Source organism: Marinobacter sp. SBS5, from assembly GCF_048285575.1.
Classification (GTDB): domain Bacteria; phylum Pseudomonadota; class Gammaproteobacteria; order Pseudomonadales; family Oleiphilaceae; genus Marinobacter.
The window spans coordinates 215,800-241,152 of the sequence record NZ_JBLWAZ010000003.1; the positions used below are offsets into that span (position 1 = coordinate 215,800).

Here is a 25,353-nt window from a genome sequence, read left to right on the forward strand (position 1 = left end):
ATTTCGTCCCCGTTGCAGGACATAGGACCATAGCTCAGTTGGTTAGAGCGCTACCTTGACATGGTAGAGGTCCCCAGTTCGAATCTGGGTGGTCCTACCAATTTCTGCAAGTAAAAGAGTCACTTAGGCGCGAGCCAAGTGGCTTTTTTTGTGCCTGGAATTTGACCAACATAGTTCCTGCTTCGAGTTTGACATTTTCTTGATATTTTCCTGACCCATTACTGACACCCCCCGCCTTATCCTGCATTGCTACTCATAGCGAGTTCTAGCCAATTCATCCGCTTAAGGTAAATGCATGGGTTCGTTCGATTCATCTCGTAATAGTTCTAATTCCGCCGGTGTTAACCGTTGGCTGAACTGGGCCGGGCCTTATTCCCCAATTGTCATACTGTTCATCTCAATACTGGTAATTGGCGGCCTATCCCGCATGCTGTTGGTGGCCTGGCAATTGGATCGAGTGATAGAAACGCCTGTTTGGCCCAGCATATTTCTAGTCGGTCTGAGGGTTGACCTAATCATGGCCGGAATGGCCGTTGCGCCGCTTGTACTCTTGCTGCCGTTTTTAGGCCATCGCTTCAGCTGGCCTATCTGGAAGACACTTACAGGCCTATGGTCACTCGTCGTCGTTTTCGCCTTTCTATTCATGGAACTAGCAACTCCAACGTTCATCAATGAATACGATACCCGGCCCAATCGCCTGTTTATCGAATACCTGAGCTACCCAAAAGAAGTCTTTAGCATGCTTTGGGAAGGCTACTTGCCTAGCGTTATTTTAGGACTCATTCTTTGCTTCTTAGTCACCTATCTATTTGCCCGTTTCTTCAGGGCATCGTTGCGAAATGCTAAGCCGGGCGGTTATCGCAAAGCGATTTTAATGTGGCCCATCGTGGTGATCGCTGTATTTATAAGCATTCGCTCAACCACAGGCCATCGCCCTGCAAACCCGGCGATGTTTGCCCTTACATCAGATGCGCTAGTGAACTCCCTGATCATTAACTCTACGTGGTCGGTGGCCTTTGCCATCTACAATCTGAAACATGAAGACACTGCGACCGACAGTTACGGTGAGATGGCACTGGCAGACATTGTTGATGAAGTCCGAAGCGAGCCATGGTTGCGCAACGAAGCGTTCAACTCGCAACAATTCCCAACGCTGCACCAACAACAGCCGGCGATAGAACGAACACGCCCACTAAACCTTGTTATCGTTCTCGAAGAGAGCCTAGGCGCGACGTTCGTTGAATCCCTGGGTGGCGCGCCAGTTACCCCTCACTTAGAAGCCCTGAAAGACTCGGGATGGTGGTTCGATAATCTTTACGCGACAGGTACCCGATCGGTTAGAGGTATTGAAGCAGTGGTCTCTGGATTCTTACCCTCCCCTGCTCGCAGTGTTGTGAAACTTTCCCTTTCTCAATCGGGGTTCTTTACGCTGGGCTCACTACTGAAAAGTAAGGGCTACGACACCGGGTTTATCTATGGCGGACAAGCGCACTTTGACAACATGCGCAGCTTTTTCACAGGTAACGGGTTTGACCATATTATCGATCAACAAAATTACACCAACCCCGCTTTCACCGGAAGCTGGGGCGTCAGTGATGAAGATCTATTTTCCAAAGCCCATGAAGATATCTCAAAGCTGCACAACACTGGCAAACCATTTTTCCGGTTAGTGTTTTCGTCATCCAATCACACGCCATTTGAATATCCCGACCATAGAATTGAGCGTTACGATGAGGAAAAGAATACCGTCTACAATGCCGTGAAATATGCGGACCAGGCCTTAGGCGAATTTATAGACACGGCACGAAAGAGCGACTACTGGCAGGACACCCTGTTCCTCATCGTGGCAGACCACGATGCGCGAGTTTGGGGAGATGAGTTGGTTCCTATCAAGAATTTCCAGATTCCGGGACTGATACTTGGCGCAGATGTGGAGGGGCGAAATATTGAGACGATAGCCAGTCAGGTGGATCTTGCCCCAACGCTGCTCTCGCTCATGGGCGTAGCCGGAGAACATCCCATGATCGGTCGGGATTTAGCTAAATTCCCCGATGAGCCGGGCCGTGCGATTATGCAATTCAATGACTATTACGCGTGGATGGACAGTGAATTCAATGTGACCGTATTACGGCCAGAAAACTCGCCCCTGTCCGGCGTCTATTCACCAGAAACTGGAAACACCGATTACCGACCAGACGCACCCAAGCAAGCCGACTTGAAAAAGGCGTTAGCCCATGCGCTCCTACCTCTGAAATTGTACCGAGACCAAGCATACGGGGTACCGAATTAATCAACTTTGGGTAAGCTCAAAACATGAATGACAAACTCAGTCCCTTGACTGTCTGACTGCGGAATCTCCAGCCCCCACCCCAACCTTTCACAGACCAGCCGGACAATCAACAACCCAAAGGTGGTGTTGCTGAATTGTCCGGCTGAAGTGGTCATAGCGCTGGCTCCACCCTGAACATTCAGGTGCTCAGTTATATAAGCAGGAAGCCCAGAGCCGAAATCTCGCACAGAGATGCTGTTCTCGATCACTCTGACTTCAACTTTCCCATGGGTATGGCGTAATGCGTTCTGCAGTAGGTTACGCAGCAACATACGCACGAGTGCGGGATGGGCTGTGACGCCAAGCTTAGGTCCATCATTATAGATATCGATCCGGCCTACCTGATCGGGATACCCGTGTTCTAGCTCTTCAACGGTATCTTGAACGAAGTCATGTAAATCGATGGTTCTGGCATAGCTCTCAGTCGCTTCGCTGCGCGCAAGTTCTAGCAAAACATCGGTATCGTCGCGCATGGTTTGCATGGCCCGCCGAATTCTAGCAAGCGTTTTCTGATCCGCTGCTGAGAGGTTTTTCCGTTGCTCAAGCACATCCAAGGCACCACTCATCACCGATAGAGGTGTACGAAGCTCATGGCTGGCGAGTTTCACAAACGATTTTTCACGCTCGATGTACGCCTCAAGTTCAGATAGAAAACGGTTAAACGCACTGGCGATGTCGCAAAACTCTTGATCACGGTAGTCGGTAGCGATTCGCCCCATAGACAACCTAGGGCTTGGTGTCGTGTTAGACACGTCTAGAGTGAGTTTTTTGAATGGCCGGACCAGATACTGGGCACCGGCTCGGGCGACGAAAAAGCTGACAATAAGCATAAAACCCGCCACACCGACCAGAACAAGCTGAACCATGGTCATGCGGCCTTCCATGATACTGATATCTTGAGCTAGAAAGAGCGCGCCATTGGGCTCTTCAAGCTGTTCGCCAATAATCAGTAACGTGGTCTCACCTACTTCAATTTCTTCCGAAAACGGCAGGGGGCGATTCTGAAAATACTTTGGAAGTACTGCTTCACCCTCCCCTTGCGCAAGAAACGTCGCCTCTAGCCTCCCGGTTTTGATCGGCTGAAAGCTGCCCTGGCGTAGTTGCTCGGCGAAAAACTCAGCATCGGCCCTAAGTTCACGGCTTAAAATAGTCTCTTCCACATCCTCGACGAACATTTCTACAACGAACATCGAGGTTGCGGTCGTCGCAACAATGAGAAAGAGCAGCGTTCGGGTTAAGCGTGCGGTCAAGGAAGGCTTCATGGCGTATCAGCCGCTCCACTGACAGGGGAACCCAGGCAATACCCTCGGCCATGGATCGTTTTCACAAGACCATGGCCCAAGCCCGCCTGCAGCGCTTTTCTTAGCGTATAAATATGGGTACGCAGGCTGTTTCCTTCGAGCTCTTTCTGGTGGGATCCCCATACGGCTTCGCTTAGAGCCTCGTGACTCAAAAAGCTCGGGTAGGCTCGCATCAATAATTCAAACAGGCGCGCGGGCGTGCCCGACAACGTTGTCTTAACCCCATTGAGCTCTGCCTCCAACGTACCGGGATCAAACCGGATTTCGCCGGCCATCAATACCGAGCGCTTTGGAGAATATCGTCGATGCAGGGCATCGATTCGCAGCTGTAGCTCACGTAGTTCAAACGGTTTCACGAGATAGTCATCGGCACCGCAATCGAAGCCTTTCTCTTTGTCGTTCAACGAGCCCAGTGCGGTCATCAAAATAACCGGGGTTTGGCATTGCAAGTCTTCGCGAATCCGCCGACAAATCTCATAGCCATTAACGCCAGGAAGCATCAGGTCGAGTACGATCACGTCGTAGCTTTGAGTCGCCAACAGGTGCAATGCCGTCAAACCGTCAGCCGCAAAGTCGAGTTCGTAGTGGTCCTCACCTAGAAACTCGAACAGATTCTCCGCGAGATCCACCTGGTCTTCGACAATTAGTAGCCTTAGTCGTGGCTGGTGCGATGTCATTTGAGCGGACTCCCTTAGCAACGGTTACCGGATACTCACCCAGCGTCAATTCCGAAAAACCCTATCCCGATACGGACAAAAAATATACACAAAAAATGGTAAGCCACCCAGCGTCGACTATTCTTATCGACGGACACACTGAAACGTGTAACCAACCAATACACACCAGAAGGCTAAGGGTGTGTCGCTTAGAAGGAGTTAAGCGTGGGAACTGGAAAAAAATGTGCGTGTGCCGTTGGAATCATGGCATTGGCAGTGGTCGCCGATCACCCTGAGTTGCTTGATACCAAATACTTGGACCCCTACTTTTACTACGACTGGGCCTTCTACCTAGCCCAAGACTACGTGATGCTGGCAGGGCTCTGAAGCTTAGCCCTCCCGCTTTTCTTTCTCCCGCTCTTCTTTTTCGAGCTGGGCTTTTCGTGCACGGATTTTTTCCAGCTTGTCTTCTGGAATTGTCATGTTGGCGCTGTCTCTGAGCAACAAGAGGCTGCCAACCACCAAGCCAATCGCGGCGAAAATAAACAGCCATCCTATGAGGGGCATCTTCAATCTCCTTCCCGGCATTTCAGCTCAGTGTACACCCTACCCTTAGAATGGTTAACTCATTCACCTCGCGCGAAATCACTTGTCCCACGTTCTGTAGCTTCGTACCATTGCCCCGTCGATCGCCCATTCAGGACCCCAGATGCGTAAACAGCTCGATATAACCGTTGATTCCACTCAAACCGCCGTGGACGCACTGGCTCAAGCGTCAGACCTACCCAAGCAACGGATCAAAGACGCGATGGCCAAAGGGGCCTGCTGGTGGACACAAAAAGGTAAGAAGGTTCGGCTTAGAAAGGCTAAGCGGGACCTGAAGCCCGGTACTCGCATCGAGCTTTTTTATGACGATCAGGTGCTTTCCAAAACCCCGGAGACCCCAAAGCTGGTGCAGGCGTTTCGCAGTTACAGCGTATGGTTCAAGCCGCATGGGCTGCTCTCCCAAGGCTCACAATGGGGCGATCATTGCAGCCTACTTCGGCTTGCGGAAGTTGAACTGAACAAACCCTGCTTTCTGGTGCACCGCCTAGACGGCGATGCCGCCGGTTTGATGCTGATTGCTCATGATGGGAAGGCCGCTGGCGCATTGTCGCAGCTATTCTCCGGCCGCACCGTCACCAAGATTTATCGGGCTACTGTGGCGGGTCGGCTAGAGGCGGATGAATTAGTGATTAATGCGAAATTGGAAGGGAAGGAATCCATCAGCCGAGTAACAACGTTGAGCTTTGATGACGAGGCAAACACTACGGAGGTGAAGGTAACCATCGAAACCGGCAGAAAACATCAGATTCGCAAACACCTTGCGGGCATCGGCCACCCTATTGTCGGGGACAGACTTTATGGAAAGCCAGATGCATCAGGACTTCAGCTTGAAGCCGTGCATCTGGCTTTCGACTGCCCGCTGCTCAAGCGCAGGCAGGCCTTTGGTCAGACTTTGTAGAAGTCCCGATACCAGTCCACGAAGTTGGCAATGCCTTCCTCAACCGGTGTGGCAGGCTTGTAGTCAACATCGTTGATCAGGTCGTCGACATTGGCGTAGGTGGCAGGCACATCACCCGGCTGCAAAGGCAACAGGTTCTTCTGCGCTTTCTTACCCACTCGCTCCTCGATAATCTCAATAAACCGGGACAACTCTACCGGGCTATTGCTACCGATGTTGTAGATCCGATACGGTGCCTTGCTGGTGCCTGGGTCGGGCTGTGCGCCGGACCACTCTGGGTTCGGTTCCGCCACGTGATCCAACGTGCGGATAACGCCTTCCACAATGTCATCGATGTAAGTGAAGTCGCGCCTGTGCTGGCCATGGTTGAACACATCAATCGGCTCACCCGCCAGAATCTTCTTGGTGAAGATAAACAGCGCCATATCCGGTCGACCCCATGGGCCATACACGGTAAAGAACCGCAAACCGGTGGTCGGCATGTTGTACAGATGGCTGTAGGTGTGGGCCATCAGCTCATTAGCTTTCTTTGACGCGGCGTACAAGCTCAACGGATGGTCCACGTTGTCATGCACTGAGAACGGCATGGTTTCGTTTGCACCGTAAACCGAGCTGCTGGACGCATACACCAGGTGCTTCACATCGTTGTGGCGACAGCCTTCCAGAATATTGGTAAAGCCCACCAAGTTGGCATCAATATACGCGTGCGGGTTTTCCAGGGAATAGCGAACACCGGCTTGCGCTGCCAAGTGAACTACCCGCTCAGGCTTGTGCTTCTGAAAAAGCGCTTCCATCGCCTCACGGTTGGCCACGTCTTCCCGCACTTCGGTGAAGCCCGGCTTATCCAGCAGCCTTGCCAGCCGCGCCTCTTTGAGGTTGACGTCGTAATAGTCGTTAACGTTGTCCACACCGATCACTTCATCACCGCGATCCAGCAGCCGATGAGCAAGGTGTGAGCCGATAAAGCCGGCGGTGCCCGTTACGAGAATTTTCAAGGTCTGTTCTCCAAAAAAAACGGCGCCCGAAGGCGCCTTTATAGCTTGCTTAGAAGTCTACGCCAACGCTGGCAAATGGGCCGGAAAGCTTCACATCCAGCCGGTCGTCGTCATCTTCGTAGTCAATGGCCATCTGACGGTAGCCGGCGCGCAGACGCAGCACAGCCACATCGAACTGACCGTATACGTTGACGTCGTACAAAGAGTCACCGCTGTAGGAAATCACGTTACCTTCACCACCAACAGACACGCCAGTGAACGGCAGGTCGAAGCGAACGGAGGCGTAGCCTAGAGGCAATACTGCGTCGACCTCTGTTTTACTGACGCGGCCATTAGTACGCTGTTCCCGAACAATCAGCTCAGCATCCATCTTACGAGCGGTCAGACCAAGATCCAGGTTCACCCAGTTATCCAACACTTCATAGTAAAAGGTGGCATCCAACTGCTCGATATCGAGATCAGACTTAACATCGGCGCCCGGCAGAATGCCGTCAAAAGCCGATGCACCAACCTTACCACTGCCACTCTGGGAAATACCGGTGTAGTTCACTCGGACGTTGGGCAGTACCGGAATCGGGTGTTCAAAGTTAGCCGTAAAGTTGGCGTTGCCATCGCTGCTCATCTTGAGGTCTTTGTCGATATCGACAACATCACCCTTGTTAACGACTTCACCGGAAAAGTCCGAGTTCCAGTAGCTAACACTCGCACCCGCGCCGACTACATCTGCACTGGCCAAAGGAGCGGCAAGTACCAAGGAGCCACCCACAGCAATCATCAATTTACGCATAACACACCTTGTCGTTTGGTTATTTATTGTATTGATCAGTCGAAACTGATGCCGAGACGACGACCTACTTCTTCGTAGGTTTCAATCACGCTGCCAAGCCCCTGACGGAACCGGTCTTTATCCATCTTTTTGCGGGTTTCCTTATCCCAGATACGGCAGCCGTCCGGGCTGAATTCGTCACCCAGAACAATCGTTCCTTCACTGCGGCCAAACTCCAGTTTGTAATCGACCAGCAACATGCCGGCCTCGTCAAACATCGCTTTCAGCACGTCGTTAACTTTGTAGGTCAGCTCTTTCATCTGTGCCAGCTCGGCCTCTGAAGCCCAGCCGAAGCTCACCGCCAAGGACTCGTTCACCATGGGGTCGTGCAGAGCATCATTTTTCAGGAACAGCTCGTACGTGGGCGGATTCAGTTCGACGCCCTCTTCCACGCCAATTCTGCGGCACAGGCTGCCGGCGGAGATATTGCGCACAACACACTCCACCGGAATCATATCGAGCTTTTTCACCAAAGATTCTGTGCCGGAGAGCAACCCTTCGAAGTGGGTCGGCACGCCGGCCGCTTCGAGCTTTTCCATGATGAAGGCATTGAACTTGTTGTTCACCATACCTTTACGGTTAAGCTGCTCTTTCTTTTCGCCGTCAAAGGCGGAGGTGTCGTCCCGGAATACCAGAACAAAACGATTGGGGTCATCGGTGCGGTAAACAGATTTTGCCTTACCCGCGTATAGCTCTTCGCGCTTTTCCATTAGGGTCTCCAAACGGTCGGCGGCCTGCCCGGCCGCCCCGTTAATCAGTACAGATGTTCAAACAGTTTGGTAAGCAGGTCGGCACTGGTGTTTTCACCATTATAGGCGTCAACGCGTTCTGCCGTAACCACCATGGCAGGGGCGGCCTTGCTGATTGTTACCGTGTGGGTGTGGGTGAGCTTTTTTTCGTCGCTGAACCAAGAGAACCAGCCCGGCGAACGTTCGTCTTCGGTGCGGAAGTCCACCTGAACCCAACCGGCACTGCGGTCGATGTCGACAATGTTCGCACCAACCTCTTCGAGGGAACGGTTCACTTCAGCCCAGGTTCGGCCGTAATCCAACTCGACTTCAACAGCTTTCGCCTGTTCGTCCTCAGACACCAATCGAACCAGCGGCTTAGCGACCATGCCTGAAGCAGCTCTGGAGAAGGATTTGCTATCCTCTCTTTGCTTCAGAAACTCCGCCAATTCACCAAGAAGCTTTTTCTGGAGCGATTGCGACGGCTCATTGTCGGTCGAATCCGAGTTCCAAGCGACCAAACCTTCCGGCTTTTCATTGAGCTCTAACACCTGAGCACGGATTTCAGTGGTTTTCCGGCGAATACCGGGAGCCAGTCTCAGTTGCACGAGCACTTTGGGTTCAGATGTAGATGGCGCGTTTTCCAGCTCAAGCATCGAACGGGCCGCCATACTGAAGTTGGCGAGCTCGCTTTGCAGAACACCCAACTGAGGGCTGTCATGCGCGATACCTAGGCCGGACTGGTTCATCCACGCGCTAGCCGCAGGCCATAAACGCCCGGGTACATCGTTCACCAGCAACCACAATCTACCGTCCAGCTCCTCGATAACGTAGTTCTCGTCGAGAATCTCAGACGTCATATCCGGAGGGCGAGGAATGGAAGATGGGTACATCCGGCGAGAGTCGTCGGTGTTAATGCTACGAATAGGCATGGTTTCGCCTATACGCGAACTATCGTAGCCATCAGGCACTTGAATGGGCGTTCCTTGCGGTGCGTTCACGTAGTCTTCGGAACGGTCGTGCAGAAAGCCACAGCCAGCGAGTGTGCCAGCAAACACAAGCCCGGCAACAGGCCGGGCTAGAGTTACAAGTTTATAACGGGTTCTTCCAGGAACCTGCATCGGGTTACTCCGGTTGAAGAGAAAAGGAGTTAGCCTCAGAGAACACCTGAAGCCTTGAGTGCGTCTTCCACTTCACCGTGGAACTTGTCGCTGAACGGCGTCAGCGGCAGACGAATCCCTTCTCCGATCATGCCCATATGCGTCAAAGCCCACTTCACCGGAATCGGATTCGCTTCCAGGAACAGCTTGTGGTTCAGCGGCATCAGCTGTTCGTTCAGACGGCGAGTCTCTTCTTCGTTACCGGCAATAGCGGCTTCACACAGCTGCGACATCCCCTTTGGCGCGACGTTGGCCGTTACAGACACGTTCCCTTTGGCTCCTGCAAGCATCAGATCGGCTGCCGTCGCATCGTCGCCCGAATACACCGCCAAGCGCCCTGCCAAGCCTTCGATCAGCTCAATACCGCGCGGAATGTTTCCGGTGGCATCTTTGATGCCCACGATGTTGGGAATGTCTGCTAGGCGCAGCACCGTTTCATTCAGCATGTCGCAAGCTGTCCGTCCCGGCACGTTGTAAAGGATCTGACTCATACCCGGTACGGCTTCGGCAATCGCCTTGAAATGCTGGTACAAACCTTCCTGAGTCGGCTTGTTGTAATAAGGTACAACCAGCAAGCACGCATCCGCGCCCAGCTTGTGCGCTTCCGTGGTCAGGTCGATTGCTTCCCGTGTGCTGTTACCGCCGGTACCGGCGATCACAGGAATCCTGCCATCCACTCGTTTTATGATATGGCCGATAACCCGACAATGCTCTTTCGGGTCCAAGGTGGCGGACTCACCGGTGGTGCCCACAGCCACAATGCCATGAGTGCCATTTTCGATATGAAAGTCCACTAGTTTGTCCAAGTCTTCCCAGTGGATGTCACCATTGGGATGCATGGGCGTAACTAGTGCGACGAGGCTACCCGTAATCATAAAAACTCCGTCCGAATAAAACCGATATGGTAATGTTGGGCTCGAACTGACACAAGGGAATTAAAGGAGATGTCATGTCATCCGTAGCATTGAATCAGCCTGTACCCGATTTTCAGGCCCAGGCCACCGGTGATCAATCTATTACCCTGGCTGACCTTAAGGGTAAAAACGTTATTATCTACTTTTATCCGAAAGACAACACCCCCGGATGCACCACCGAAGGCCAGGATTTTCGTGACCGCATGGAGCATTTCACGGCTCTGGACACTGAAATATTCGGCGTTTCCCGCGACAGCTTGCGGGTACACGAAAACTTTCGGACCAAACACGAGTTTCCGTTTCACCTGATTTCAGACAAAGACGAAGACCTGTGCAAGCTTTTTGACGTTATTAAACTCAAAAAGCTTTACGGAAAAGAATATATGGGCATTGAGAGAAGTACGTTCCTGATCGACAAGGAAGGCGTACTCCGTCAAGAATGGCGCGGCGTTAAAGTAAAAGGCCACGCCGACGAAGTGCTGGATGCCGTCAAAGCGCTGTAGTCATTACGCCTGAGCTGCCGGTGAGGAAGCAACGCTCTTCACCGGCCAAGCTGCAAATACGGCCTTGAGCATGGTCGCCAGCGGTATGGCGAAGAAAACGCCCCACAATCCCCAGACACCCCCGAAAAACAGCACAGCCACGATAATAGCAACCGGGTGCAGATTGTTAACCTCCGAGAACAAGACCGGCACCAACACGTTGCCATCTAGCGCCTGGATAATGCCATACACCACCATCACCCATATGAAGTGGCTACCCCAACCAAACGCAAAGAGCCCGATCACCGCAACCGGAATGGTAACCACTGCTGCACCGATGTATGGAATAACCACGCTCAACCCCACCAGCAACGACAGCAAGGCCGCATAAGGCATACCTAACACCTTAAACGCGATATAGGTCACCGACCCCACGATCAGGATCTCAACAGCTTTGCCTCGCACATAATTGGCGCACTGCATGTTCACCTCACGCCAGATACCAATCATCATCGGACGCTGCTTAGGCAACAGCCGTGCGAAAGAGCTAACCAACAGCTCGCGATCTTTCAGAAAGAAGAACACCAGAATGGGCACCAAGACCATATAGATCAGAAGCGCGACAAGATCCGGGATACTGGATAGCGAAAACGACACCAGCCACTGGGTTATATGGGCAACTTCGGTAGATACCTGCTGATACACCGCATTCACAGCCTCCGCCGAAACCAGATGCGGGTATTCATCGGGCAAAACCTCCAGGTACGACTGGAGTTCTCGGATAATCCTTGGCGCTTCTTTTGCCAGATTCGATACCTGAGACCAAACCAAAGGCAGCAATCCGAAGAGAAAACCGACCAGCACCCCCAAAAACATGAGGAACACGCTAATAACAGCAACGAAGTCAGGAACCCCCCACTTCTGCAGCTTGAGAACCAACCCCTGCAATATAAAAGCGACAATCAAGGAGGCAATAGCCGGCGCCAGCATGGCTCCGAACCAAACAATAAATACGGTGCCCGCAAGCAAGATAAGAAACAGCACTACCGCTTCTTCATCTGAAAAATACTTATTCGCGAGATCTCGCAAGACTCTGATCATGAAACGCTCCGACGATTATCCGCCGCACTCTATCACGAACCGGTATTCACCGTTATCTTCCTTATAGCTAAGGAGTTCGTGGGCGGATAATTTTATGTAAGCAGGGATGTCCCGTGCCGATCCAGCATCCGTTGCGATGACTTCCAAGCACTCGCCAGAAGCCATAGCATTAAGCTCTAGCTTGGTTTTAAGAAGCGGCATAGGACAACGCAGCCCGCTTGCATCCAGAGTTCGGTCAGCCATCTTGAAAAACACCATTAATATTCATTCAACAATGGGCAGGCATTATGCCGACAGTGTTACTCTATTGCATCACAACTGTTGGTAATACTGCACAGAGTATCAGCGTTAGCTATCGTAATACGCCTGCAGCCAAAACCACACATTCTCGATGAGGCAACACCTAAATCCATGACGCTAATTCGTAAAGACCGCCGCACACTAACGTCGATCATTGCGGCCGCCCTGCTCATAGTTTTTCTCGCAGCACCTGCGCTGAAGGCTGAGCCCTCGGCACTCCCCTCGTTTGGAGGCAGCGGCGGACTTATCGCCGGCCAACAGGAAGCCAGCATCGGCGAACAGGCCATGACCTCGATCCGCCGCTCGGCGCCGCAGGTGCAGGACCCCCTAGTGTATGACTACCTTTACAACGTGATTTACCGATTGGTGCCTTTCGCCCCGTTGGATAACCGCAACCTGAACCTGGTGCTCATCGACAGCCCTGCACTCAACGCGTTCGCAGTGCCCGGAGGAGTGGTTGGAGTAAATGGCGGACTCTTCTTGAATGCCACCACAGAACAACAGTTTGCGTCGGTACTCGCCCACGAATTGGCACATCTTAGCCAACGTCATTTCGCGCGTAGAATGGAGCAGCAAGAAACAAGCGCCCCACTGACGCTGGCAGGCATGATCGCTGGCATCGTCCTTTCTGCTGTCACTCAATCCGACATTGGCATAGCTGCCATAGCGGGCACGCAGGCCATGGCCATTCAAAACATGCTGTCCTACAGCAGGGCTCATGAACAGGAAGCTGACCGGGTGGGCCTGGACATTCTGGCCAGCGCCGGCCTCGACCCTAAAGGCATGCCGGAGATGTTTGAAATAATGATGCGCCAGAACCGCCTGCAAGGGAACCAGATGCCCGAATACCTCTCCACCCACCCTCTGACGCAAAGCCGGGTCTCCGACACGCAAAACCGGGCCGAGCAGTATCCGCGCAAAGCCGTTCAGGACAGTCAGGAGTATCATCTGATGCGCAGCCGCCTGCAGGTGCACTACGCCTCTTCCCCCGCATCCGCAGTCGAGGTGTTCGAATCGTACCTAAACCGCGACGATGCCAAAAAAAATGATGCTATAAGCTACGGTCTTGCCGTTGCCTACAAAGAAAACAAGCAATTTGATAAAGCCGAGAAGATACTGCAGGAACTTTTGTCTAAAAATCCGGGCCGAATTACGTTCCAAGTTTCTCTCGCTGAAGTCTATACCGAACAAAAGCGATATGAGGCCGCCCGACAGATTCTGAAAACAGCGCTCTCAAGGAACCCGCGCAACTACCCCGTCACTTGGGCTTTGGCTAGCCTTGAGATCGCAGACGGAAATGGCACCGCAGCCGCCAGCTATTTGAAGGAATTGACGCGACAGCGACCTTCCGGTGATCAAATCTGGTTGCGACTTGCGGAAGCCGAAGGCATGGCCAGAAACATTGTTGGCGTTCATCGAGCGAGAGCGGAATACGACGCTTTGAGAGGAGACTACCAATCAGCTCAGCGCCAGTTGCGCCAAGCCCAAGAAAAGCTGCCGGCAGGCTCTGCGGAAAGACAGGTGGTTAGCGAGCGGCTGAGCGATATCGCCAGCCGCATTCAGCAAGCCAATAGGCCCTGATCCGGAGCTGTCAGCAAATCAGGAGGCATTACCAGCCGCTTTCAGGTTCATGCCTGCCGTAAAGTCCAACATGCGCTTGAGCGGGCGCAAGGCGTCTTCACGAAGGGTTGGATCAACGTGCACTTCCTGATCCCCGGTTTCCAGAACATGAAGCAGGTTCTCTAACCCGTTCATCGCCATCCATGGACACTGTGCACAGCTACGGCATGTGGCGCCGTTCCCGGCGGTGGGCGCCTCAATCAGAGTTTTATTGGGTGCCAGCTGCTGCATCTTGTAGAAGATGCCGTTGTCGGTCGCGACAATAAACTCTTCGTTGGGCATGCTTTGCACGGCATGAATCAACTGAGAGGTTGACCCGACCACGTCAGCCATCTCAACGACCGCGTCAGGTGACTCCGGGTGCACCAGAATCGCTGCATTCGGGTACAGCGCCTTCAGATCTTCAAGCCCTCTCGACTTGAACTCCTCGTGAACGATGCAGGAGCCGTCCCACAGGAGTACGTCCGCGCCGGTTGTTTTCTGCACGTAATGGCCCAGGTGCTTGTCGGGTGCCCAGAGTATCTTTTCTCCCTTGGCATCCAAATCTTCTACAATCGCCTGCGCACAGCTTGAGGTGACCACCCAGTCTGCCCTCGCCTTTACGGCCGCCGAGGTGTTGGCGTACACAACAACAGTGCGGTCAGGGTGCTGATCACAAAAGTCTGAAAACTCGTCTGCAGGGCATCCAACATCAAGCGAACAAGTCGCTTCCAGCGTTGGCATCAGCACACGTTTTTCAGGGTTCAAAATCTTCGCTGTTTCGCCCATAAACCGGACACCAGCCACTACCACGGTCGTGGCTGAATGCTGGTTGCCGAAACGCGCCATTTCCAAAGAGTCAGCCACACAGCCACCCGTTTCTTCAGCAAGACGCTGAATATCGGGATCGGTGTAGTAATGAGCAACCAGCACAGCATCTTTGTCTAAAAGTACCTGTTTGATGCGGGCCTCAAGCTCGGCTTTCTCGCTAGTGCTGAGAGGCTTAGGCTCAGCGGCATGAGCCAGGTGTTCCTGAACAAGGATACGGTCTTGCGCTCGTGTCATTGATGGATCTCTGCGTTGAACGTTACAGGCCGAGTATATCACTTCCCCATTTGAAATGAGGTCAGCGCGACATCTCCCCAAAAACTGCAGGCAAAAAAAAAGAGCCCGAAGGCTCTTTTTTCGAGCAAAACCACGATTCCGGCTTTGCTATGTTGGTGGGTCGTGATGGATTCGAACCATCGACCAATTGGTTAAAAGCCAACTGCTCTACCAACTGAGCTAACGACCCATAACTGGTATTGCCGGTTTTTCACCCGACGAACAACGGACATGTCCGGTGCTCTGAAATTGGTGGGTCGTGATGGATTCGAACCATCGACCAATTGGTTAAAAGCCAACTGCTCTACCAACTGAGCTAACGACCCAATGGAGACGCGTATAGTAATGATATTTTTTTGCTGATCAACCCCTTTTTCAGGGTTTTTTTGATTTTTTTTAGTTACTGCTTAAACAGCAACCAAATTGGTGGTTGCGTGAACAACTTCACGCTTCACCAAGGAACTTTCGAGCGAGATCTGCCGCACTGGAATCCGGATAATGCTCCACCACCATCTGCATACGGCGTTTAGCTTCGCCTTTTTCACCCAGCTTGTCGAGTGTCACGCCCAGCTTGTAGACCGCATCGGCTGCTTTTCGATGATCATCGTAACGCGTAGCGACAATGGTAAAGGCCTGCTTCGCTTGCTCAAGTTGCGGCTTGGCCAGATACACCTCACCCAACCAATAGTAGGCATTGACGGTTAAGTCACCTTCCGGATACTTGTCCACAAACTCATACAGTTGAGTAATGGCCTCGTCGTAGGCTTTTTGGTTGCGGATCATATCAATAATCTGATTGTAGGCTTGCCGCTCTTCTGCATCGGGTGCCCGATAATTCCGAACCTTAGGCTTGCTCGCAGAAGACTCCGTATTGTTTGTCGCTGCATCGGGTACAGAGGCTCTCTCGTCCAATGCTTTCGACAAATCCAATATCCGCTGATCGAGATCCACGTAGCGATCTCTACCCTGTTGCTGAAGCTTGCGGATTTCGTACTGCTGTTCTTCCACTTTACCCTGAAGCCGCCGCACGTCGCCCTGGAGCTGCTGAATCATATAAAACAACTCGGCAGTTGCCTGGCTATTTCCAGCTTTACGCTGGGCTTCTGAGGCAGTGTTCTGGTACGCAGGCGTCGACGACTGTGCGGAAACGGCACCCGCCAGGCCTAAGCCTAGCGGGATGAGCACGGCCGCCATGAGTTTATGTCTCATGGGTCAGTCCGGTTATTAACGTTAATTACTTGAAAATCAGCTCAACGCGACGGTTCTGAGCATAAGCGCTTTCGCTAGAGCCACGAACCACCGGCTTCTCTTCACCATAGCTTACGGTTTCAATCTGGCCACGTGAAGCACCGTTCACCACCAGAAAACGCTCAACGGCTTTGGCACGACGCTCACCCAGTGCCAGGTTGTATTCCTTGCTACCACGCTCGTCTGCGTGACCTTCAAGGCGAACCTGCTGGCGCGGGTTGCTGGACAGGAAACGCGCATGGGTTACCAGCGCATTGCGGGCTTCTTGCTTGATTTCGGAGGTATCGAAATCGAAGTAGAAGGTTGTGATGTTGCGAAGCGCTTCCTGCTCGGCTTTCGCACGGGCCTCAGCACGCTCTTCATCACTCAGAACGGAAGAGGAAACGCCTTCCCCGTCTTCGCCGCCGTAGACAGTAGAACCGCCTTCCTGATCAATTGCAGCAACGTCTGAGCCGGAATCGTAACCGTACCCATCCTCTTCCATGGTGTCACCGGTCGAGCTACAGCCCGCAACCAGCCCAAAGGACAACAGCATGGCAAACGCTTTGTTTTGTGCAGATACTTTCATAATTACCTTCCTTTTCGTGACATTGACTTTCTTTAAGCGATATCGGGGTTAGCGTGTAATCGGCCCCCAAGCGGGCTCTCTTACTTCACCCTCTGAGGCTGGCAGGCTGTATGCAGCACCGCCGTCAGCGGAAACCACCGTGAGGACCCCTTTGCCGCCTTGTTCGGTGGCATAGATCAGCATGCGGCCGTTAGGCGACACGCTGGGAGACTCATCGGTTCCAGTGCGAGTAACGATAAACTCCTCATCGGTTTTTAGATTACGACGTGCAATGTGGAACGAACGCTCCCGCTGATGCACGTAGTAAACGTATTCACCTTTCGAATCCGGGCGCGCTCGAGCGTTGTAACGGCTACCAAAGGTAAGTCGGCGAGCTTCTGCACCGGGACGCTCCATGTAATAGATCTGTGGCCCACCGGAACGGTCAGAAGTAAAGAAAACGCCCTTTCCGGCATGATCCCAAGCCGCTTCGGTATCGATCGCCCAGTGGTTGGTCAGCTTTGTAAGCTTGCCACTGGCCAGATTCTTTTCATAAACCTCGGCATTACCGTCTTTGGATAGAGTCATAAGCAACGACTGACCATCGGGCGACCATGCAGGCGCGGAGTTCAGTCCGGGAAAGTCAGCCGCTTTGGTGCGTTTGCCGGTCGCCAATTCATGGATGAAAATGACCGGCTTGCCGGTTTCAAAGGACACGTAGGCCAGCTTCTTACCATCCGGTGACCAGGCTGGAGACAGAATCGGCTCCCCAGTTTCCAGGCGCACTTTGGAGCGCTGCCCGTCTATGTCGCTGACATGGAGGCGGTAGACACTATTTTTACCCATGCCTGATAAGGTCACATACGCCAATTTGGTTGAAAAAGCACCGGGCTCGCCGGTAATCGCTTCGTACACACGGTCACTGATATGGTGAGCTAAAGAGCGAACGTTACCTGCCGGCGCAGCGGCCGTTTCGCCCAAAATCCGTTGCTCACGGTTCACATCAAACAATTCGTAGCGCGCCTCTACTCGGCCACCACTGTTGGTTAACTGCCCAACCAAGACGTAACGCTGTCCCAACATCCGCCAATCTCGAAAGTACACTTCGGAACGCTCAGACGGCAGACTCAGCATTTTGGCGGGATCCAAAGGTTTGAACTCACCGCTCATGGTCAAGTCGGCCTGCACAATACTGCTGACCTTGTCACCGGCCGGCATGGCGCCACTTTCCGCGAATGGAACGACCGCCACCGGAATGGCCGAGTTTGCGCCTTCGGTGATGCGAATCAGCAACTCTGCTCGCGCACTCGATGCAACGAACAACATAGCCACCAACCAGCCCATTACGGTTAGGTTTCGTTTCGCCATTACGCTCCTCGAACTCTTGCTCTTAAACATTGTCAGCCTCACCGCAACCGTTTGGGGTTGAATTCAATCGTAAACTTTCGGAAGTAACGCTCAAACGTATCCCTGTCGCTCGGTACCGGATATCGATTCAAAGAGCGCACGGCACTCAGCGCCGAGTTATCGAACGCGGCATTACCGCTACTGCTGACCAAGGTGACACCTTGTAACTCTCCAGTCGGCAGCAGTGTAATCTGCAGCCGCGCCACCATATTCTCTGTCGCCGAAGCCGGCGGATACCAAGCCTGCGCCAAGCGATCCCGAATCAGCGCCTGATATTTCTCACTGTCGGTCAGCATTTGCGCTTCCCGCGCTTTGGCCGCAGCGGCCTCGCGCTGACGACGTGCTTCGCTCTCGCGAGCCTTCTCAGCTTCTTCGGCCAGCGCATTAAGCTGTTGCTCTCTCAACCGTCGCTCTGCTTCTTTTCGCTTACGCTCGGCCTCTTTGCGCGCTTGCTCTTCTTTCAGCTTGCGCTCAGCTTCTTCTTTACGGCGCTGCTCTTCCTGACGCTTTTTTTCTTCCTCGGCTTTGCGTTTGGCCTCTTCCTGGCGCTTACGTTCCTGTTCCGCCTTCTGACGCTCACGCTCCTTCGCTTCAGCCTCCGCTTTTTGGCGAGCAGCTTCTTTAGCTCGCGCCTGCTGCTCAGCCTTTTCACGAGCCTGAGCTTCTTGCCGCTTACGCTCTTGCTCTATTTTTCGTGCTTTTTCCTGAGCCGCTTTTTCAGCGGCCTGACGCTCCGCCTCTTGCTGAGCTTTTTTGCGCTCTGCCTCTTCTTTTTTACGTTGCTGCTCTGCGGCTTGCTCCCGCTTTTCAGCCTCGTCCCGTTGGTCTTGATCATCGACCACTGGGCTTGGCTTCGGCTCCGGGCTGATCAATCTCGCTGAAATACTGCGTGGTTCAGGCTCCTGCACCGGATTGGTCCAAGACCATCCCGCCAGCGCAACCACGACAATCAGCAGGTGCAACCCCAGAGACATCGCGACGGGCGATTTCAATGAGGTGCTGTCTATACTTACGGTGTCCCGTTCGTGACCCTTCACAACAATCCTGCCACTTGGTTAAGGCTGATTCTGGGGTGCATCGGTAATCAGGCCTATGCCGGACGCACCTGCTGCCTGAAGTTCTGCCATCAATCGCACCACAACGCCGTAATCGACAAATTCATCACCGCGAACCAATACTTCGCTATTAGCACGCTGTGACAGGATTTTACCTACCTGTGCCCGCACGTCTTCTAACGTCATGGGATCACTGCTGTTATCGCCAACTTCCAGGTAGTAAGCGCCATTGCTGTCGACCGACACGGTAATGGTCTCAACGTCTTTATCTTGAGTGATGGGATCAGACGTGGTTTCCGGCAAATCAACTTTCACGCCCTGCGTAAGCATCGGAGCCGTTACCATGAAAATCACGAGCAGGACCAACATAACGTCGATATAGGGCACCACGTTGATTTCCGACATCGACTTACGTGGCTGCCGGGACATCATTCCCATACCTTTCATCGTGCTACCCTCCCCTTGGTCTCGACAACCATCACGAACCGGCCTGATCGGCGCTGTGAACTCGGCGGTGAAGAATGCTCGAAAACTCTTCCGCAAAGGTTTCGTAATTCTTCAGCAGAGCATCCGACATGGTCGAGAAACGGTTATAGGCGATAACAGCAGGAATGGCCGCAAACAAGCCCATCGCGGTGGCAATCAATGCTTCGGAGATCCCCGGCGCCACCGTTGCAAGCGTAGCCTGCTGAACCTGCGCCAGCCCCCGGAACGAGTTCATAATGCCCCACACGGTGCCGAATAGACCGACATAAGGGCTGGTGGAGCCGACTGTTGCCAGAAACGGCAGGTGCATATCCAGCCGCTCCTGCTCACGCGAAAAAGCGACACGCATTGCCCGCTGAGCACCTTCCATCACCGCATCGGCATCACGGCTTTGCTGGCGAAGCCGTGAGAACTCTTTGAACCCGGCACGGAAGAGCGACTCCATCCCCGAATACGGGGTCGGATTGGCGTTCACGTCTTTATACAACTGGCCAAGATCCATTCCGGACCAAAAGCGCTCTTCAAAGGCCAGCTGGGCTTGTTTAGCTTGACGATAGATCTTCACACGCTGAAAGATCAGCGCCCAAGACACCACAGATGCCAACGCCAGCAACAGCATGACGAGCTGTACCAGAAGCCCTGCGTTCGCAATCAGATGCCAGACTGATAGTTCGGATCCCACTGTACACTCCCAAAAAAGTTTCTATATTTTTCAGATGATTAAAGCACGTTTTTAAGAATTACACTCATATTATCAGGCAGACGCCTTGGCTTACCGGTATCCAGTGCGATACAGGCCACTCTTACTTCGGCGTCGCACAACAATTGCCGGTCGCCAGCTCTGAGCACTTGCTGACGGAACGTCATCCACACGCGAGAGAAAGCAATCGGCTCGGCAGTGACTAACAACTGATCGTCCAACTTGGCCGGTGCCGCGTAATGCAGAGCCATCTTCTGCACCACATAACTCACGTTTTGCTCTAGCCCAGCCCGCAATCCAACACCCTGACTGCGAACCCATTCCGTACGTGCGCGCTCCATGTAATGAAGATATTTGGCATGAAAAACAATGCCACCGGCGTCGGTATCCTCTATATAGACCCGAATCGGCAATTCAAAAGCAGGAGCGCCCGCTATATCACTCAAACCCGCTACTCTCTTTCCCGGACTTGGGCGGCACGACGCCAAAATGCTGATACGCACTCGACGTCACCATACGACCTCTTTGTGTCCGCACCATGTAACCTTGCTGAATCAAAAACGGCTCTAGCACGTCTTCGATGGTGCCCCGCTCTTCACTGATAGCCGCAGCCAAACTTTCAACACCGACCGGGCCGCCATCGAACTTCTCAATCATCGCCAGCAGTAACCGACGATCCATGTGGTCGAAACCTTGGCTATCGACCTTCAACATGTTCAGTGCCTGGTCGGCGATCTCGGCGTTAATCCGACTATCTGACCGTACTTCCGCGAAATCACGTACCCGTCGCAGCAATCGGTTAGCGATTCGCGGCGTGCCCCGGGACCGGCGGGCAATTTCAAAAGCACCGCCATCATCAAGCGTGACCGAGGACAACCGGGCCGATCGAGCAATAATCTGGGTTAGGTCAGCCGTGTTGTAGAATTCCAGACGCTGGACAATACCAAAACGATCCCTCAGCGGTGACGTCAGCAATCCGGCACGGGTAGTCGCTCCTACCAAGGTAAAAGGAGGCAAATCCAACTTGATAGAACGTGCGGCCGGCCCTTCACCAATCATAATATCCAGCTGATAGTCTTCCATCGCCGGATACAACACCTCTTCAACCGCTGCACTGAGACGGTGAATCTCATCGATGAAGAGAACGTCGCCTTCTTCAAGGTTGGTCAGCATCGCAGCCAAGTCGCCCGCTTTTTCAAGCACCGGTCCGGAGGTGGTTTTGATGGCAACACCCATCTCATTGGCAATGATGTTTGCCAACGTAGTCTTACCAAGGCCAGGCGGGCCGAAAATCAAGGTGTGATCCAAAGCTTCCTGACGTGCCCGCGCAGCAGAGATAAAGATCTCCATCTGCTCGCGCACCGTAGGCTGACCAACGTATTCAGACAGCAGCGTCGGGCGGATGGCGCGATCATGCACCTCTTCGTATTCTCCGGCTTTGGCCGTTATCAGTCGGTCCGATTCAATCATGGCATTATCCACTTACTGGGAATAAACAACGTGCCTGCTGGTCGCCCTTGGCTTTAATTGCCCCAATTGTACAAAGGGCGCGGGCTGAGTCACGTTAAGCTCTATACACATTAGTGTCATCATACGACACAAAAAAGCCGGGCTTACCCGGCTGGAATCATGTTTCTCAGTGAAAGCCTGATCAGCGACTCACTATTCATACCCGGCTCTGCAACCTTACTGATGGCTTTAGCAGCCTCCTGAGGCTTGTAGCCCAACGCAATCAACGCGGCTTCCGCCTCCTCCCTGGGGTCAGGCCCAGCTGCGGCTGTGCCGCTGGACGCTCCGCCCACCAACTGTTCTGGCATCGATGGCACAAACTGGCCTTCCAACTGCTTGATACGGTCAGCCATGTCGATCAACAAACGCTCTGCGGTTTTCTTGCCAACACCGGGCAACTTCACCAAGGCATTGACATCCCGGGCCTCAACGCACTGAATAAACTGCTGCGCGTCCAGCCCAGACAAGATACCGATGGCCATTTTAGGCCCCACACCGTTCACTTTGATCAACAACCGAAACAGATTACGATCAAGCAAAGAAGCAAAACCGAACAGGCTTTGTGCATCTTCGCGAACAGCAAAATGGGTATGGAGAGTCACCTCTTGTCCGGCTTCCGGCAGGTGAAAGAAGGTGGTGTAGGGAATATCGATTTCATAGCCCAGCCCTGCACACTCCACCAGTGCCTGGCCCGGGGCTTTCTCAACCAGCAAACCTCGAATACGACCTATCAAAGCCCGTCTCCTCTGGCTCTTATCAACCTTTGTTTATTGCCGGCGGACGCGGCCGCCCCGAACCTTGCCACCAACACCGGCAAGCTTAAGCGTACTTTGATTCATGTGGGCATGGCACAGTGCAATGGCCAAGGCATCTGCAGCATCTTCCTGCGGCTTGCGGGACAACCCGAGCAAGGCCTGAACCATGTGCTGAACCTGAGATTTATCGGCGCCTCCGGTTCCTACGACAGCCTGCTTGACCTGTCTCGCGGAATACTCATGGACAGCCAAACCGCTATTGGCAGCACTGACGATTGCCGCCCCTCTAGCCTGCCCCAGCTTAAGCGCAGAATCCGGGTTGCGGGCCATGAACACCTGCTCAATGGCGAATTCTTCCGGACGATACTCACCAATCAACAGCGCAAGACTCTGAAAAATGGTTTGCAAACGTTCAGCCATGGGTTTCTGGCCAACTCGAATGCAGCCACTATCAAGATACTCGATCTGGCGACCATCCACGCGGATGATTCCGTAACCGGTGATTCTGGAACCGGGGTCTACGCCCAGAATGATTGGCATCCGCCTACCCTCAACTCTGCGAGAGGATCACCAAAACAAAGAGGCGGCCAAAGCCGCCTCTTGTCGTTAGCACTTACGCTTTGTCTTCTGTTTTACCGCCGTCAGCCGCCTTGGCTGAGCGCCGCAAACGAATGTGCAGTTCTTTCAGCTGTTTCTCGTCTACTTCACCCGGCGCCTGAGTCATCAAGCACGTGGCACTCTGAGTTTTCGGGAACGCAATCACGTCACGGATAGACAAAGAGCCGGTCATCAGCATCACCAGACGGTCCAGACCAAAGGCCAGTCCACCGTGCGGCGGGCAACCGAACTTCAATGCATCCAGCAGGAAGCCGAATTTCGCACGGGCTTCTTCTTCACCGATACCCAGAATACGGAACACCGTTTCCTGCATGGCGCCGTCGTGGATACGGATGGAACCGCCACCCAGCTCAGTACCGTTCAACACCATGTCGTATGCACGGGACAGAGCGTTTGCCGGATCAGCCGCCAGCTCATCCGGTGTGCACGAAGGTGCGGTGAACGGGTGGTGAATAGCGGTCAGGCCGCCATCGGACGTCTCCTCGAACATCGGGAAGTCAACCACCCACATAGGTGCCCACTCGCAGGTCAGCATATTGAGGTCGTGGCCCACTTTAATACGCAGCGCACCCAAGGCTTCGTTCACAACGGTGGTCTTGTCTGCACCGAAGAATACGATGTCGCCGTCTTCCGCACCTACACGCTCCATAATCGCCATGGCAACGTCGTCACCCAGGAACTTAACGATCGGAGACTGCAAACCTTCAACACCCTTGGCCAGCTCGTTAACCTTGATGTAAGCCAGACCTTTGGCACCGTAGATGCCCACGAACTTGGTGTACTCGTCGATTTGCTTACGGCTCAATTCGCCACCTTTCGGTACACGCAACGCGGCAACACGGCCTTTGGGATCTTTCGCAGGGCCGGCGAAAACTTTGAAGTCGACGCTTTCAACCAGATCGTTTACGTCCTGGAGTTCCAGAGGGATACGCAGGTCTGGCTTATCGCTGCCGTAGCGCTGCATAGCCTCGGCGTATGGCATGCGTGGGAATTCTGGAAGTTCAACGTCCAGCACGTCTTTAAACAGGGTCCGAATCATGTCTTCATTCAGGTTCATCAGGCTTTCTTCATCAACAAAAGAAGCCTCGATATCCACCTGAGTAAACTCCGGCTGACGATCGGCACGAAGGTCTTCGTCACGGAAACATTTGGCAATCTGGTAGTAACGGTCTACACCCGACACCATCAGCATCTGCTTGAACAGCTGCGGAGACTGAGGCAGCGCGAAGAAAGAACCATCATGGGTACGGCTCGGCACCAGATAGTCACGGGCACCTTCAGGGGTGGCACGGGTCAGGATGGGGGTTTCCACATCCATAAAACCGCGGCTGTCCAGGAAGTTACGGATATAGCTGGTTACGCGGGAACGGAAACGCAAGCGGTTGATCATTTCCGGGCGACGCAGGTCAATAAAACGATAGCGAAGACGTACGTCTTCACCTACGTCTATATGCTCGTCCAGCGGGAACGGAGGCGTGGCTGCAGCATTCAGGATAACCAGTTCTTTACCCAGCAGCTCTACCTGACCGGTAGGCATGTTGTCGTTTTCAGTGCCAGCAGGGCGGCGACGCACGAGGCCGGTCACTTTGACAACGTATTCACTCCGGACTCTCTCAGCCAGCGCAAAACTTTCCTCGGTATCCGGGTCAACGACGACCTGAGAAATACCATCCCGGTCCCGCAGATCCAGGAATATAACTCCACCGTGGTCACGGCGGCGATGTACCCATCCACAGAGTGTAACTTCCTGATCAATGTGAGATTCGTTGATCCCACCGCAATAATGACTGCGCATACCGGTTCCCGTAGTTTCTGAATGTGTGCGTTAATTCGTAATGTCTGGGCAAGCAGGTGGAGATGGCTTTCCGAAACCGTGCGGAGCCATGGAGGGCGGAGCCGAGCGTACACGGACGTATTCACAGCGTGTTTCGGAAAGCCATCTCCACCTGCTTGCTTGCAGCAAAATCTTGGCCGCTGGATTTTTTTGCGACCTTACTGGAAAAGCCGCCCATTATAAACACAATGACGC

Annotated in this window: 27 protein-coding genes and 3 tRNA genes; 6 read left to right on the forward strand and 24 right to left on the reverse strand. The window is 53.4% G+C overall.

What is annotated here, in order from left to right; all coding sequences use genetic code 11:
* Positions 1–23: 23 nt before the first annotated feature.
* Positions 24–100, forward strand: a tRNA-Val gene (locus ACNQ6O_RS08040).
* Between the two features lie 195 nt (positions 101–295).
* Entirely contained in the window at positions 296–2,290 is a 1,995-nt protein-coding gene (locus ACNQ6O_RS08045; protein WP_418052723.1) for an LTA synthase family protein, read from the forward strand.
* Here ACNQ6O_RS08045 and ACNQ6O_RS08050 read toward each other — a convergent pair.
* Together ACNQ6O_RS08050 and ACNQ6O_RS08055 are read right to left on the reverse strand one after the other, a co-directional pair.
* Positions 2,287–3,591 (reverse strand): sensor histidine kinase, encoded by a 1,305-nt coding sequence (locus tag ACNQ6O_RS08050; protein ID WP_418052724.1) that lies wholly within the window; start codon positions 3,589–3,591, stop codon positions 2,287–2,289. The genes ACNQ6O_RS08045 and ACNQ6O_RS08050 overlap by 4 nt on opposite strands.
* Positions 3,588–4,307 carry a response regulator transcription factor gene (locus ACNQ6O_RS08055; protein ID WP_418052725.1) on the reverse strand — a complete coding sequence of 240 codons (720 nt, stop codon included), beginning with the start codon at positions 4,305–4,307 and terminating at the stop codon, positions 3,588–3,590. The genes ACNQ6O_RS08050 and ACNQ6O_RS08055 overlap by 4 nt, the downstream gene beginning before the upstream one ends.
* A 204-nt stretch (positions 4,308–4,511) precedes the next feature.
* Between ACNQ6O_RS08055 and ACNQ6O_RS08060 the strand changes: the two genes are divergently transcribed.
* A complete protein-coding gene (locus ACNQ6O_RS08060) occupies positions 4,512–4,673 on the forward strand; it encodes a hypothetical protein (protein ID WP_418052726.1) in 162 nt (53 codons plus the stop codon).
* A gap of 3 nt (positions 4,674–4,676) precedes the next feature.
* On the opposite strand, the gene ACNQ6O_RS08065 is transcribed toward ACNQ6O_RS08060, so the two are convergent.
* Positions 4,677–4,853, reverse strand: coding sequence for a DUF2897 family protein (locus tag ACNQ6O_RS08065; protein ID WP_418052727.1), 177 nt, complete (start codon positions 4,851–4,853; stop codon positions 4,677–4,679).
* Positions 4,854–4,995: 142 nt separating this feature from the next.
* On the opposite strand from ACNQ6O_RS08065, the gene ACNQ6O_RS08070 reads away from it, so the two are divergent.
* Positions 4,996–5,790, forward strand: coding sequence for an RluA family pseudouridine synthase (locus tag ACNQ6O_RS08070; protein WP_418052728.1), 795 nt, complete (start codon positions 4,996–4,998; stop codon positions 5,788–5,790).
* Here ACNQ6O_RS08070 and ACNQ6O_RS08075 read toward each other — a convergent pair.
* Genes ACNQ6O_RS08075 through dapA form a run of 5 tightly spaced genes read right to left on the reverse strand, consistent with a single transcriptional unit; the run spans position 5,778 to position 10,374 of the window.
* The gene (locus ACNQ6O_RS08075) at positions 5,778–6,785 is read right to left on the reverse strand and encodes an NAD-dependent epimerase (RefSeq protein ID WP_418052729.1); all 1,008 of its coding nucleotides are present in this window, start codon (positions 6,783–6,785) and stop codon (positions 5,778–5,780) included. The genes ACNQ6O_RS08070 and ACNQ6O_RS08075 overlap by 13 nt on opposite strands.
* A gap of 49 nt (positions 6,786–6,834) precedes the next feature.
* Positions 6,835–7,572: a TIGR04219 family outer membrane beta-barrel protein gene (locus tag ACNQ6O_RS08080; protein ID WP_418052730.1), complete on the reverse strand. Its 738-nt coding sequence runs from the start codon at positions 7,570–7,572 to the stop codon at positions 6,835–6,837.
* A 35-nt stretch (positions 7,573–7,607) separates the two neighbouring features.
* A complete protein-coding gene (gene purC / locus ACNQ6O_RS08085) occupies positions 7,608–8,321 on the reverse strand; it encodes a phosphoribosylaminoimidazolesuccinocarboxamide synthase (RefSeq protein ID WP_418052731.1) in 714 nt (237 codons plus the stop codon).
* Between the two features lie 44 nt (positions 8,322–8,365).
* Positions 8,366–9,460 (reverse strand): outer membrane protein assembly factor BamC, encoded by a 1,095-nt coding sequence (bamC, locus tag ACNQ6O_RS08090; RefSeq protein ID WP_418052732.1) that lies wholly within the window; start codon positions 9,458–9,460, stop codon positions 8,366–8,368.
* A gap of 35 nt (positions 9,461–9,495) precedes the next feature.
* Positions 9,496–10,374: a 4-hydroxy-tetrahydrodipicolinate synthase gene (gene dapA, locus ACNQ6O_RS08095; RefSeq protein ID WP_418052733.1), complete on the reverse strand. Its 879-nt coding sequence runs from the start codon at positions 10,372–10,374 to the stop codon at positions 9,496–9,498.
* A gap of 74 nt (positions 10,375–10,448) precedes the next feature.
* Here dapA and ACNQ6O_RS08100 point away from each other — a divergent pair, with 74 nt between their 5' ends.
* Entirely contained in the window at positions 10,449–10,916 is a 468-nt protein-coding gene (locus ACNQ6O_RS08100; RefSeq protein ID WP_418052734.1) for a peroxiredoxin, read from the forward strand.
* Positions 10,917–10,919: 3 nt separating this feature from the next.
* On the opposite strand, the gene ACNQ6O_RS08105 is transcribed toward ACNQ6O_RS08100, so the two are convergent.
* Together ACNQ6O_RS08105 and ACNQ6O_RS08110 are read right to left on the reverse strand one after the other, a co-directional pair.
* Positions 10,920–11,996: an AI-2E family transporter gene (locus ACNQ6O_RS08105; protein ID WP_418052735.1), complete on the reverse strand. Its 1,077-nt coding sequence runs from the start codon at positions 11,994–11,996 to the stop codon at positions 10,920–10,922.
* 15 nt (positions 11,997–12,011) lie between these two features.
* Positions 12,012–12,239: a sulfurtransferase TusA family protein gene (locus tag ACNQ6O_RS08110; protein WP_418052736.1), complete on the reverse strand. Its 228-nt coding sequence runs from the start codon at positions 12,237–12,239 to the stop codon at positions 12,012–12,014.
* Between the two features lie 168 nt (positions 12,240–12,407).
* Here ACNQ6O_RS08110 and ACNQ6O_RS08115 point away from each other — a divergent pair, with 168 nt between their 5' ends.
* Positions 12,408–13,877 carry a M48 family metalloprotease gene (locus ACNQ6O_RS08115; protein WP_418052737.1) on the forward strand — a complete coding sequence of 490 codons (1,470 nt, stop codon included), beginning with the start codon at positions 12,408–12,410 and terminating at the stop codon, positions 13,875–13,877.
* Positions 13,878–13,895: 18 nt separating this feature from the next.
* Here ACNQ6O_RS08115 and nadA read toward each other — a convergent pair whose 3' ends face one another.
* The 14 genes from nadA to aspS all read right to left on the reverse strand — a co-directional run bounded on the left by nadA (position 13,896) and on the right by aspS (position 25,119).
* Positions 13,896–14,960 carry a quinolinate synthase NadA gene (gene nadA, locus ACNQ6O_RS08120; RefSeq protein ID WP_418052738.1) on the reverse strand — a complete coding sequence of 355 codons (1,065 nt, stop codon included), beginning with the start codon at positions 14,958–14,960 and terminating at the stop codon, positions 13,896–13,898.
* A 153-nt stretch (positions 14,961–15,113) separates the two neighbouring features.
* A tRNA-Lys gene (locus ACNQ6O_RS08125) sits at positions 15,114–15,189 on the reverse strand.
* 60 nt (positions 15,190–15,249) lie between these two features.
* Positions 15,250–15,325 (reverse strand) — tRNA-Lys (locus ACNQ6O_RS08130).
* A 118-nt stretch (positions 15,326–15,443) separates the two neighbouring features.
* Positions 15,444–16,208, reverse strand: coding sequence for a tol-pal system protein YbgF (gene ybgF / locus ACNQ6O_RS08135; protein ID WP_418052739.1), 765 nt, complete (start codon positions 16,206–16,208; stop codon positions 15,444–15,446).
* 25 nt (positions 16,209–16,233) lie between these two features.
* Complete coding sequence (pal, locus tag ACNQ6O_RS08140) at positions 16,234–16,815, reverse strand: peptidoglycan-associated lipoprotein Pal (RefSeq protein ID WP_114333560.1); 582 nt, start codon at positions 16,813–16,815, stop codon at positions 16,234–16,236.
* A gap of 48 nt (positions 16,816–16,863) precedes the next feature.
* Entirely contained in the window at positions 16,864–18,138 is a 1,275-nt protein-coding gene (gene tolB, locus ACNQ6O_RS08145) for a Tol-Pal system beta propeller repeat protein TolB (protein WP_418053363.1), read from the reverse strand.
* A gap of 62 nt (positions 18,139–18,200) precedes the next feature.
* Positions 18,201–19,175 (reverse strand): cell envelope integrity protein TolA, encoded by a 975-nt coding sequence (gene tolA, locus ACNQ6O_RS08150; protein ID WP_418053364.1) that lies wholly within the window; start codon positions 19,173–19,175, stop codon positions 18,201–18,203.
* A gap of 81 nt (positions 19,176–19,256) precedes the next feature.
* The gene (gene tolR, locus ACNQ6O_RS08155) at positions 19,257–19,703 is read right to left on the reverse strand and encodes a protein TolR (protein WP_418052740.1); all 447 of its coding nucleotides are present in this window, start codon (positions 19,701–19,703) and stop codon (positions 19,257–19,259) included.
* A gap of 31 nt (positions 19,704–19,734) precedes the next feature.
* Entirely contained in the window at positions 19,735–20,424 is a 690-nt protein-coding gene (gene tolQ, locus ACNQ6O_RS08160) for a protein TolQ (protein WP_418052741.1), read from the reverse strand.
* Positions 20,425–20,462: 38 nt separating this feature from the next.
* On the reverse strand, positions 20,463–20,879 hold the full coding sequence (gene ybgC, locus ACNQ6O_RS08165) for a tol-pal system-associated acyl-CoA thioesterase (RefSeq protein WP_418053365.1): 417 nt from the start codon (positions 20,877–20,879) through the stop codon (positions 20,463–20,465).
* A 1-nt stretch (position 20,880) separates the two neighbouring features.
* Entirely contained in the window at positions 20,881–21,912 is a 1,032-nt protein-coding gene (gene ruvB / locus ACNQ6O_RS08170; RefSeq protein ID WP_418052742.1) for a Holliday junction branch migration DNA helicase RuvB, read from the reverse strand.
* Between the two features lie 143 nt (positions 21,913–22,055).
* Positions 22,056–22,685, reverse strand: coding sequence for a Holliday junction branch migration protein RuvA (gene ruvA / locus ACNQ6O_RS08175; protein WP_418052743.1), 630 nt, complete (start codon positions 22,683–22,685; stop codon positions 22,056–22,058).
* A gap of 33 nt (positions 22,686–22,718) precedes the next feature.
* A complete protein-coding gene (gene ruvC / locus ACNQ6O_RS08180) occupies positions 22,719–23,246 on the reverse strand; it encodes a crossover junction endodeoxyribonuclease RuvC (protein ID WP_323750720.1) in 528 nt (175 codons plus the stop codon).
* Between the two features lie 73 nt (positions 23,247–23,319).
* Complete coding sequence (aspS, locus tag ACNQ6O_RS08185) at positions 23,320–25,119, reverse strand: aspartate--tRNA ligase (protein WP_418052744.1); 1,800 nt, start codon at positions 25,117–25,119, stop codon at positions 23,320–23,322.
* Between the last annotated feature and the right edge of the window lie 234 nt (positions 25,120–25,353).